Annotated in this window: 12 protein-coding genes and 1 pseudogene; 3 read left to right on the top strand and 10 right to left on the bottom strand. The window is 46.3% G+C overall.

Annotated elements, in window-relative coordinates; genetic code table 11:
- The 4 genes and pseudogenes from CAG68_RS01085 to CAG68_RS01070 all read right to left on the bottom strand — a co-directional run.
- Positions 1-860: pseudogene (locus CAG68_RS01085) on the bottom strand (sensor histidine kinase); the annotation flags it as partial.
- 116 nt (positions 861-976) lie between these two features.
- A complete protein-coding gene (locus tag CAG68_RS01080) occupies positions 977-1,708 on the bottom strand; it encodes a response regulator transcription factor (RefSeq protein WP_041053947.1) in 732 nt (243 codons plus the stop codon).
- Between the two features lie 146 nt (positions 1,709-1,854).
- Positions 1,855-2,550, bottom strand: a complete 696-nt coding sequence (locus CAG68_RS01075; RefSeq protein ID WP_086047238.1) for a spondin domain-containing protein — start codon at positions 2,548-2,550, stop codon at positions 1,855-1,857.
- A 9-nt stretch (positions 2,551-2,559) separates the two neighbouring features.
- The gene (locus CAG68_RS01070) at positions 2,560-3,243 is read right to left on the bottom strand and encodes a spondin domain-containing protein (protein WP_005384002.1); all 684 of its coding nucleotides are present in this window, start codon (positions 3,241-3,243) and stop codon (positions 2,560-2,562) included.
- Between the two features lie 288 nt (positions 3,244-3,531).
- Between CAG68_RS01070 and CAG68_RS01065 the strand changes: the two genes are divergently transcribed.
- The 3 genes from CAG68_RS01065 to gloA2 all read left to right on the top strand — a co-directional run bounded on the left by CAG68_RS01065 (position 3,532) and on the right by gloA2 (position 5,426).
- Entirely contained in the window at positions 3,532-4,005 is a 474-nt protein-coding gene (locus CAG68_RS01065) for a hypothetical protein (RefSeq protein WP_017635502.1), read from the top strand.
- A 77-nt stretch (positions 4,006-4,082) separates the two neighbouring features.
- A complete protein-coding gene (locus CAG68_RS01060) occupies positions 4,083-5,012 on the top strand; it encodes a LysR family transcriptional regulator (RefSeq protein WP_033906703.1) in 930 nt (309 codons plus the stop codon).
- A gap of 30 nt (positions 5,013-5,042) precedes the next feature.
- Positions 5,043-5,426, top strand: coding sequence for an SMU1112c/YaeR family gloxylase I-like metalloprotein (gene gloA2 / locus CAG68_RS01055; RefSeq protein WP_054729974.1), 384 nt, complete (start codon positions 5,043-5,045; stop codon positions 5,424-5,426).
- Positions 5,427-5,476: 50 nt separating this feature from the next.
- On the opposite strand, the gene CAG68_RS01050 is transcribed toward gloA2, so the two are convergent.
- The 6 genes from CAG68_RS01050 to CAG68_RS01025 all read right to left on the bottom strand — a co-directional run bounded on the left by CAG68_RS01050 (position 5,477) and on the right by CAG68_RS01025 (position 10,501).
- Positions 5,477-6,916 (bottom strand): PepSY-associated TM helix domain-containing protein, encoded by a 1,440-nt coding sequence (locus CAG68_RS01050; RefSeq protein ID WP_086047237.1) that lies wholly within the window; start codon positions 6,914-6,916, stop codon positions 5,477-5,479.
- 154 nt (positions 6,917-7,070) lie between these two features.
- A complete protein-coding gene (locus CAG68_RS01045) occupies positions 7,071-7,430 on the bottom strand; it encodes a hypothetical protein (RefSeq protein WP_080276971.1) in 360 nt (119 codons plus the stop codon).
- Positions 7,431-7,649: 219 nt separating this feature from the next.
- The gene (locus tag CAG68_RS01040; protein ID WP_161440691.1) at positions 7,650-8,039 is read right to left on the bottom strand and encodes a cytochrome b562; all 390 of its coding nucleotides are present in this window, start codon (positions 8,037-8,039) and stop codon (positions 7,650-7,652) included.
- Between the two features lie 156 nt (positions 8,040-8,195).
- Entirely contained in the window at positions 8,196-8,948 is a 753-nt protein-coding gene (locus CAG68_RS01035; protein ID WP_054729977.1) for a phosphatase, read from the bottom strand.
- An 83-nt stretch (positions 8,949-9,031) separates the two neighbouring features.
- Positions 9,032-9,478, bottom strand: coding sequence for an SRPBCC family protein (locus CAG68_RS01030; protein ID WP_054729972.1), 447 nt, complete (start codon positions 9,476-9,478; stop codon positions 9,032-9,034).
- A gap of 99 nt (positions 9,479-9,577) precedes the next feature.
- Positions 9,578-10,501, bottom strand: a complete 924-nt coding sequence (locus CAG68_RS01025) for a DMT family transporter (RefSeq protein WP_017634718.1) — start codon at positions 10,499-10,501, stop codon at positions 9,578-9,580.
- Positions 10,502-10,535: the final 34 nt, after the last annotated feature.

Genomic DNA, 10,535 nt, shown 5'->3' with positions numbered 1-10,535 from the left:
TGTTGCAAACGCCACGTTTCCAAATAGCCCAGCACGCTCGATAACGGCGTTTTTAAATCATGACTAAGCTGCAACAAGCTTTGACGACGATGAGACGATTGATACTCCAACTGTAAAAATTGCTGCTGAATATGCTTCGCCATCATCTGATAAGAGTGCGCAATCGGCACGAGCTCCGGCACTTGGTGAGTAAAATCAGGTTGCAGGCGGAAATCATGTTCAGCTTGCTGTTGAAGTTGCTTGGTCACACGCTCAATCGGGTTCAATAGACTACGTTTGACCAGCACATAAGCCCCGAGGGCAAAGCCTAAAATGGACACTAAAACCAATCCTGCCAGCGCGATGTAAGGGGTATCGACTTGAGCATTGGCAATGGCGTCATGTCGGGTACTGCCAATCACCACGTAGAGATAACCGACCGTTGAGCCTAATTCCTCTATCGCCGCGACAGAAAAGACTTTGTGTTCACCACGATTACGTGGATCTTCACCCAAAATAGGAAAAGGCTGGTCATTTAAGAATTGCTTAATGGGATTGAGATCCACCTTCCCCATGATCTCCGCCCCTTCCGGTGCAGCATGGGTGGTGATATTGCCTTGGCTATCAAGGAAGTAGATTTCAAAGTCAGGGCCGATCAGCATGAGCGTGTGAAAAATCGACTTGAGCGCTTTAGGGTTGTAATCCGTCCCGATCATCAGCGGGTTATCATCACGCATGTGGCTGGCTAGCTCTTTATGCAGGCTTTGCTTGGTGCGTAACTCAATGGTTTCTTTTTGCCAATTGTAAGTCAGTGCAATCACCACCGCCGCGAGGCAGAACCACAAGCTAGTAAATACTACCAAGCGAGATTTGAAGCTCATCCTATCGCCTCCTTAAACAGCGGTGTTTTTGAAACACCCGTGATGATTAAAAAATGACGGTGAAAACAACTGCCGACTTACTGTCTTGGCTTGATGTTTTGACTTACTTTCTTGCATTAGTGTCTTGGTTGAAACTTATACCCAACACCCCACACGGTTTGAATGAAGTGATGATCAGAGTCAGACAACGACAATTTGCTGCGTAAACGGTTTATGGTGCTACACACAGTGTGGTGATAACCAGAGTGACTGGTGTTCCAAACGTGATCGAGCAATTCATCTTTACTGTAGACTCTGCCCGGACGAGTCGCGAGAAACTGCAGCAAAGTAAACTCTGTCGCGGTAAGAGTGACGTCTTTGTCGTTTAGGGATACTTGGTGCAACTCCGGAATGATTCTCAGCGGACCAAAATCCATCGCATCGTCGAGGACTTCATTTGCCACCTTTGCTTCTGCGGTTTGGCTGACTCTGCGTAGCACGTTTCGCACTCGTGCTTGGAATTCTAATACGCTAAATGGCTTAGTGATGTAGTCATCAACGCCCGCTTCTAAACCGTCAACCTTGTCCATTTCACCGTCTCTGGCTGTCAGCATGAGCACTGGGCTCCAATCTTGTTGCTGACGCAAATAATGGCAAATGTCTAGACCATCACCATCTGGTAAACCTCGGTCAAGGATCAATAAATCAAAGGGTTGTTGCTGGTATTGCGTTTTAGCATCGGCGACATTTGTGGCTCGCGACACTTGGTGTCCTTGAAACTTGAGATGCATCTGAACCAGTTCTGCCAAATCATCGTCATCTTCCACCAACAAGATGTTCGCGACTAAATTGATTGCCTGTTGTTCCATGGTCCTTTCCTTGCCTTCGAGTATCCTCACTTTGCACATGACCGGAACAAATTAGAAATTCTTTCAAAAAAGGTTCCGATGACGCCATGAGGGATAAAGCGCTCGGCTACAAGCGCTTTGGAAAGGAGACGTCATCGGAGCCTGTGTTACTCGACTCGAGTGATGGTGACTTTCGCACCTGGGTTCAAGAAACGATGGTTCGCAGAGAGCGCTGAGTTTGCTAATCCATCATCTTGGCTAACAACACCCGCATGGAATGCAACAACGTCACTGCTGTCATTACGAGCGGCATTGAAGCCCTCACCGCCACCTGCTGGGCCCGGAATGGTTTCGGCAAGCTCATCATTCAGTTCCGTGCCGGAATCCCAAACGTTCATGCTCATTTCATAGCTTTCACCCACCGCGAGCGATTTGAGCGATAGCCCCGTTTCGCCAACAAAGGCATCATTGGTATTCACAAACATAGACGCCACAGACAAGTAACCGTAACGACTAGGGTCAACCGTGATGGTGACTTCGTCCGATGCACCCGGCAACACCAATCCATTGCCCGAAATACCTTGGTAAACACTGTCATTGCTGTTCATCAACTCAATCAGCTCAGCGTTACTCCCGCCTTCGGCAAGGTGCTCAAGTTCAACGGATGCGGCTTGTCCAATTTCAAACAATTGGTAGTCACCATTGTGAGTGAGTACAGCGAGCGGAGACATAGGTTGATTCGCAGTCAAGTTCGCAACGTTGACGGTGTAGCGGTACGATTTCACTACGTCATTATCATCATCGCTTGGACAACCGGCGAGCAAGCCGACTGAAGCTGCTACTAGTAAGATTCTGTATTTCATACATCCCCCTTACTTCACAACGATTGTGATGGTTGCGACTGGGTTTAACCAACGATGGCTGCTGCTGTCTAGGTCACTGATGCCGCCAGTTGGGTCGCTATCACCAAGGTTACCCGGATGCACGTGAACTTTGTCGTTAGTTACCGTTGCTTCAACGCCTGTGCCGCCAGTACCAAAGGTAATGAAAGGTGGGTTTGGCATGCTAGACGCAAGTTCATCGTTCGCTTCTGTACCGGCATCGTAACTTCTTAGCGTTGCTCGGTATGTACCCGCTTCCGTTGGAATCTTCCAGCTATCTAGACCGACAAAACCATCATTGGTTGGCAGCAACATCGCGCTCAGAGAAAGATAACCGTGGTCGCCACTGTCCAAGGTGAAGGTGGTTGCAACACCCGGATTCAAAATGCCACCAGCAGGGTTCTCAACCACCGCACCACCAGCGTTACCAATCACGCTAGCAAGACCAGAGATATCACCGCCTTCTGCCATAGCTTCTAGTTCTGGCGTTGCTGCTTGACCCGTTCTGAACATTTGAAGATCAGAACCATGTGCAGCGACAATAAGTGGCGTAAAGTAGATGCCTTTGGTTGCGTTTGTCACGGTGATTTCCAATTCCGCCGCATTCACTGATGCAGAGCCTAGTGCCATAGCGACTGAAGTCATGACGAGTCCGAGTTGGGTACGTTTTTTCATTGTGATTCCATCCTTTAATGAGGGTTGAACTACCCAAGCCCATGTGTACGGCTTTACTTCATTGTTCGTGACTTGAGTAGGTTAAGCATTACGTTTCGAACGTTTTGCGTTCTTGCCTCTAAGAATGACGAGCAAATCTATCAGCAACTTCATCGAATTCTCATAAAATTCTCACAAGTTCTGTTCGAATTCTGTCAGCAGCACTTTTTTACTCTTAATCAGGTGTTTACACTTCGCGCTTTCCCCTCCTACAATGCTGTATTCTCTGTTTAAATCACGATTCTCACCATGATTCATAACGTTCTGTCTGCCTACTATGGCGAAATCTACGGCATCGCTTTTTTCAACCACTACTTGAGCCATTACACCCAAAGTGAACAACAAACGCTGTGGCAAACCTTGATTGAAGTGGAAGAACTCACCGCAGAAAAGCTCAAACCTGTACTGCTGACAAATGGCATGGATATCGAAAGTCGACACCAAGAGATGCTGGATAAAGGCTTGGCAGATGCAACCAAGTGGATTGGTTTACCATGGCAAGAGTTGGTGGCGACTCTTCTGAAATGGGTAGAACCTTATGAGGTCAAGTATCGAGAGTGGCATGAAGAAGTGAAAGCTTCACAGCAGTATTCAATCGCTGAGCGAGAAGCTATCGAGTTGATTGCAGACCACGAAACGGCCATTTATCACTGTTGGCAGCAATACCATACTGGTGAATCTGGCTTGCCTGCACTCAATGCATTTTTGGCAAAATATCGTTAAAGCGAGACAGTGACACTTGAACCTCGTGAAACCGTACCAGACAATATCGTTATTCCGCTGCGCAGAACTGAACAATTATGGTTAATCCAAAACTCATTGCCCTACTTCCTGATCTTGCTTCGTTTATCTTAGTGGTAAACGAAGGAAGTTTTACCGCTGCAGCCAAACAACTCGGCGTGACGCCATCGGCTTTAAGTAAGTTGATCACACGATTAGAGCAAGCCCTCTCGGTGAAACTGTTTGAGCGCACGACTCGTAAGTTGATCATCACTCAAGCTGGGCAAAAGGTTTACGACCAAAGCATCGCAATGGTGAATGCCGCGCAGCAAGCCGTTGAGCTATCTGCAGAAGATCATGCCGAGCCAACAGGCGCACTCACAGTGGCAGCCCCAGAAGCATTTCTTAATTCGGTGCTTCAACCGTTTGTGTTGCCATTCCTAGAACGTTATCCAAATATACAGCTTAAGCTGCGTGCAGCAGATGGTGAGATTGATCTTTTCCGGCAAGGTATTGATGTCGCATTCAAGCTCACCGACAAACCCGATGAGAATCTGGTCCTCAAAGAAATCAGCAAGACCAATCTTGTTTTGTGTGCCTCTCCAGATTACCTAGCCAAACACGGTATGCCTGAGCACCCAACCGAGCTTGAGCAGCACGACTGTATTTACCTTGCCGAGAACGACAAAGACAACATCTGGTCATTCTTTAAAGAAGAAGCATTCCACTCCATTGCTGTGAGTGGACGCTACGCCGTCAACCATTCTCAAATGCGCTTGAACGGGGTTAAGTCTGGCTTGGGAATTGGGATCTTCCATGACTTCGTGATCAAAGACGCGTTAGAGCAAGGAGAAGTGGTGGAGGTTCTGCCGGATTGGATGATCAAGAGTAACTACCACGGCGCAATCGCGATGCAGTATGCGCAAACCAAATACATGCCTGCTCGTCTGCGCGTGTTTATCGACTTCGTTAAGGAGCATTTAGTCTCCGAGGACACTAACCATGCTTGAGGATACGAGCCATGTTTGAAGAGGCTAACCATGTTTAATGCTATTCATCACGTCGCGATCATTTGCAGCGACTACCCAAGATCAAAACGCTTTTACACTGAAGTGTTGGGATTAAAAGTCATTGCTGAAAACTATCGTGAAGCCAGAGACTCCTACAAGCTTGACCTCGCTTTACCTGACGGCAGTCAAGTTGAACTGTTTAGCTTTCCGGGCGCACCAAAGAGACCGAGCTTTCCTGAAGCACAAGGGCTACGACATCTTGCGTTTTTGGTTGATGATGTTGAACAGGTGAAAGCCTACCTAGAATCGAATGACGTTGAAGTTGAGCCAATTCGTATTGACGAATTCACAGGCAAAGCCTTTACCTTCTTCCAAGATCCAGATGGCTTACCGCTGGAAATTTATCAGAAATAAAAAGAGCCAGCACTTCGCTGGCTCTTCTACTATTCCACTCTTTGTCTGTTCTAATTCAACGCCGTTTTCAGCTTCTCGACGCGGTTAAACAACAACCAATCCAGTGCGAGAACCGTAACAATCGCGAAACCGCCCATCGGGAACGCGAGACACAATATCACTAACGTTACTAAGCCAAGCTTCCAAATACTGTCTTGTTGAAACTTAGGTGGCGCGCCCAATGCGGCACTGCGACTTGGTCTACGAATCCACCACATCACCACGCCTGTGATTGAGATTAAGATGAACGCCAAACAGAACACTACGTTGAGTACTTTGTTCAATATACTCACATCACCTTGATGCAATGACACACCTGCCGCCATGAACTTGGCAAAAGGGCTGTAATCTTGCCACGTTACATCCACCAACAAGCGACCGGAATACTGGTCAAAGTGGCTGGTGCGATCTTGTCTTGGGTCGGAAATATCGCCGCCCATAGAGTTAGCTGCAACGGTGTAAACGCCCGCCTCAGAGCGTGGCAGAAACAGCTTATAGCCAGTGAAGCCCAACATTTCAGCCTTGAGGATGATATCATCAATGGAGAACGCATCATGGTTGCCTGCGTATGCCATCTCTTCTTTCATATTGGCATGATCATGAGCGGGCTTATCTTTCGACTCTGGCACAGCAGCAAGCTCTAAGTTCCATGGCATCTCTTCTGAAGCACCATGGTTAAGATCTTTGTGTGTCAGTGTGGATTCCGGTTTCTCACCCCATGTGTAATAGGTTGGGAAGGTATTCCAAGCTTGTACCATTTTCGCACCCCAGATCCCTGCCCACGACAATCCTGAAATCAAAAAGAACAACAGAACAATCGACAGCACACCACCTAAATTCGCATGCAGGTCACGAATCAAAATTCGAGGGCCATTGTTAAAGCGGATTTTCAAAAAGCCGGCGCGGCTGGCGTTGTCTCTAGGTAACCAAAGGTACAAACCAGACACCAACAGCAAAATCCCCAAACTTGCGGCGATTTCAATTAAGCGGTCACCTAGGTCGCCGATGAGCAAGGTGCCGTGAATGCTGTTCATCAGTTCATAGATGCTATCACCACGATTAATGGTGCCTTGTACGTCTCCTGTGTAAGGATTTACTGCAACAATCAGAGAGCTGCCTTCTTGGTTTTGAATCGAGAATCGGTTGGCAATATCGGCCGTTTTAGCAGGTACAAATTGAGTGACATTAAAATCGGGATACGCCTGCTTTACGGTTTCTAATTGTGCAGAGACAGGAACCATTTGTTCTTGTGGTGAAACTTGTAATATCGCTTCGTATCGAGCCAGTTCGATTTCATCATCAAACAACATCACCAACCCCGTGAGGGAAAGCATGAGCATAAATGGAATGACGAACAAACCTGCGTAGAAGTGCCATCGCCACGTCATAAAGTAGATGGATTTTGCGCGTGAGGCTTCCTTGAGTTGAGGCTTTGCCGAGTTTCTCAACATGTGTATTTTCCTTTTTTCATTGTTGAACACCCAAATTCAGTCAAACGCATCCTGCACATACACATTCGTATGCGGCGCTAATTGACTTAGATTTGGGAGTACCACTGCTCGAAGTGGCAGTGTTGTTGGCTTTATTTACTTGTAATTGTTTTCGTTATGAGAAAAGGGAAACTGGCGGCGCTCTAGGAACTGGTGTTTCAAATCGCACACTTAGAGCCAAATAAGCGTAGCTGTCAGAAGTCACCAAGCTCTGTCTTGAAAGTATCGGTGTCGTTGGAAGTGTATCGTGATGAAAAGTCGAGAAGTGGCTAAACGGACAAGGCTTGCCTTTGTGGCTGACCGAATTGTCGCCCTCTTCTATTTGGACCAACTCAAATCCGTTAAGCGTACATAGCGTCGCCCACACGCCCATGCTGTTACCATGAGCATTGATAACAGGCATCAGTGTCACTAGCACCCAACTGAGAGCACTAGCAAATAACATCGAGCGGTAAAAAGGAATTAATCTACGCATAACGGTGACTTAACAAATTTCACACAGCGTAACCAATTTTGAGTGATAGCTCAAAAAACAGTATCAATAAGTGGTTGCTACCTCACAGGTTTTCTTGAATGCATCGATTGACAGGCGCAAAAAAGCCCGCCGAAATGGCAGGCTGATAATGTGTTCATTCATTACTTAGAGATAACGCGTAACCCACTGCCACGAGCAAATGCTCCGCTCAGTAGATAATTAGCCGAACAACTTGCTCCAAATGCTTGGATTGCGCTTGTCGTGGTACTCTTCACGAAGACTATCGATTTCACGCAGTTGAGCTTTTGCTTCTTGTAGCTTTCCCGCATCAAGATCCGCTTCAATCTTATCTAGCGTTACCGTCAGCTTGTTAAAGCCTTCTAAGTAAGTATCAAACTTCTCTGGTGAGTAATTACCACGCTTTGATTGTTCAACAATCGCTTGCAAGCTATCAATCGCAGATTTCATGGTTTCGACATCAGATGCTTCTGCCGCCTGTTTGAATTCCATCTTCATCTGTTTCATGTTTTGTTTTAAATCAACCGCTTCTGCCATTGCGTATGTTGAGCCAAACGCAATCGCACACCCTAGGACTAAAGGACGTAACATTTTTCACTTCTCCATTTATAGTGCCGAATTCTGTGTCGGCTTTATTCACCCAAATAACCTACGCCATAAGAGGCGAAAAACTAGCTTAGTTGAGTATTTCCGGGTCGCAGTGTAAAGCAATCTGGCGTCGGGTGCATACCTTAAATGTAATCAAGTTTATGCGTTGAGAATGCTGTCATATTCTGCAATTGGTTTACGGCCTCTCAAAGCTAAGAAAGACAAAAACTGCTGAGCGGTGTGAGTAATCACTTTCTTGCTATCAATACCCACTTTGTCCATTAACTCTCCAACCAAATCCAGATTACCAACATCGTGACAGAAATGCGCGTCACTGCCCGTGGTGAAGAAAACACCGAGATCTTTCCCGATTTGTGCAATCTCGTGGCAACGGTCTACGCTGCCTACTCGGCTGTTGCCTTTCAGCGTGGTGTTATTAACTTCAATCGCGACATTGTGCTCTTTCGCGCACGCTAAAACGGTCTGAAAATCAAAGTCGAAATTTGGATTACCAAGATGACCGAGCGCATCAATACGACCACTCTGAATGACATTAACAAGTGCTTCCGTGTGAGTTTGCTTGTTTGCAGGACGAAAAACGGGTTCATGAAAACTCGCGATCACCCAATCTAAGTTGCGGTCTACACTCAGCGGAATATCAATGTCGCCTTCGGTATTCATAATGTTAGATTCAACGCCGCGAATAATCGCAACGCCTTCAAGAAAGCGAGGCAGAATTTTCTGGTTAGAGAAGAACCAGTAATGAGGCGCACCCGGCATTGATTCTGCGTGATCGGTCGTGCAGAACATATCCAGCCCGTTCTCTTTTGCCAACTTTGCATTTTCAATCAAGGTACTGTACGCGTGACCACTGGCGTACGTATGTGTATGGGTATCAACTTTAAATTCCATCATCCACTCTCTTAGGTGCGCTATCTTGCGTGCTATTGTATACCTTCAGGCAACGCATCGTCAGCCCAAGATAAGCAAGAACCCTAAGCTTGCTCTTCACAAATGGCTTTTATCAAGGGTAAGGCTTTTTCCCATCCGTGATTAAACATAGAAACAAAGTCGTTGTGAGTATGAATGGTAACATTGAGTAGTAAACGATTGTTGTTGGTATCGATCTGGTAGATCTCTCGCGATCCGATCCACCTAGATGCTAGGTCAGCATCGAGTTGTTGACGATTATCCGGATTAAAAATGGCAACATGATGAAATTCAAGTTTTTGAAGCGGTAGCACCGTATCTATGATCGCCCTTGTCCCGCCCATATCTGGATCAAAAAAAGTGATGCCACCTCCTTCTTCCCAAGCTCCTTCAAATTGAGACTGCGGTGAAAAGGCTTGCGCCCAACGTTTATACAACTCAACATCGGTTAGCACTTCCCACACTCGTTGCGGTGTCGCCGAAATTTCGACGTAATAATTTAGCGTAAGCATGATTTCTCTCCTTGAACCTTTCTTGACGCTAGCCCATACTCAGGAAAAATCAAACCACACGACCAATTTATCTACCTGCCCCCTTCATTTTCCGACAGACTAAGAAGTTCTCGCTTGTAAACCGCCACTGCGATGCGCCGTAAAGCGAACCCAACATGTGTTCAGTATGATTGCGAGCACTATTAAACTCATCCCAACAATTTGACTTTGACTCATTCGGTCTTCAAAAAACAGGCTCTGCCAAACCGCAGTGAACAATAAGTTAGTAAAAATGAGTGGTGCAAGTTGAGAGCCACTGCTTGCCAGTTTATATGCTTTGGAGCGAAAAACTTGGGTGTTAATGATCATCAGAGACATCATACCGATCCACAGCATATTTGAAGAAATCTCAGGCGCCATAACACTCATATTAAGTAACACGTCGAAGTCGTTAAACAAAGTTAGCGGCAACAGAAATACGGCAGCAAAACCAAACGCCCAAAAGTTGATTTCTAGCGGCGACATATTTGTTTTACTCACTTTATATAACGTAAGCTGAGAACCAGAATTGAAGAGTCCACCAGCCAAGCCGAGCAATAAATCCGCTCGCCATGTGATCTCACTTCCACCGCCCGCCAACATAACCACACCAGTGAACGCCATTGCTAAAGCCGCCAATGTTGAAACACGAATGCGCCCCCTCATGAACAGCTTTTCAACCAAGGGAATAAATAATGGGCCAGTAGCAAACAAAACGACCCCCTCAACGAGCGTTAACGTTTGTAATGACGCGATAAAGCAAAGTTGTGACAAACCGATACAAAGAGCACGCAATAAAATAGGCTTTAGCGTGCCCGCTTTAGGAAAGGTAAGGTTTTTCACACGAAGTAAGATAAGCAAGATAAGCGCAGGCACCAAAAAACGTAAGAAGCTAAATAGTGTGACGGAAAGTTCGCCTGACAACTGCTTTGCTAACAGTCCAGTAACAGATAAGCTTAACGTAGACATCAACATGAAAAGGATAGATTTATTTACAGCATTCATTCAATACTCCTTAATATATGGAGCATTTTAAAAG

Origin of the sequence: Vibrio sp. V42_P2S4T144, from assembly GCF_009904715.1 — a bacterium.
Lineage (GTDB): Bacteria > Pseudomonadota > Gammaproteobacteria > Enterobacterales > Vibrionaceae > Vibrio > Vibrio alginolyticus.
Note: the sequence above shows the minus strand (reverse complement) of the source record. Positions and strands in the feature narration are given on the sequence as shown.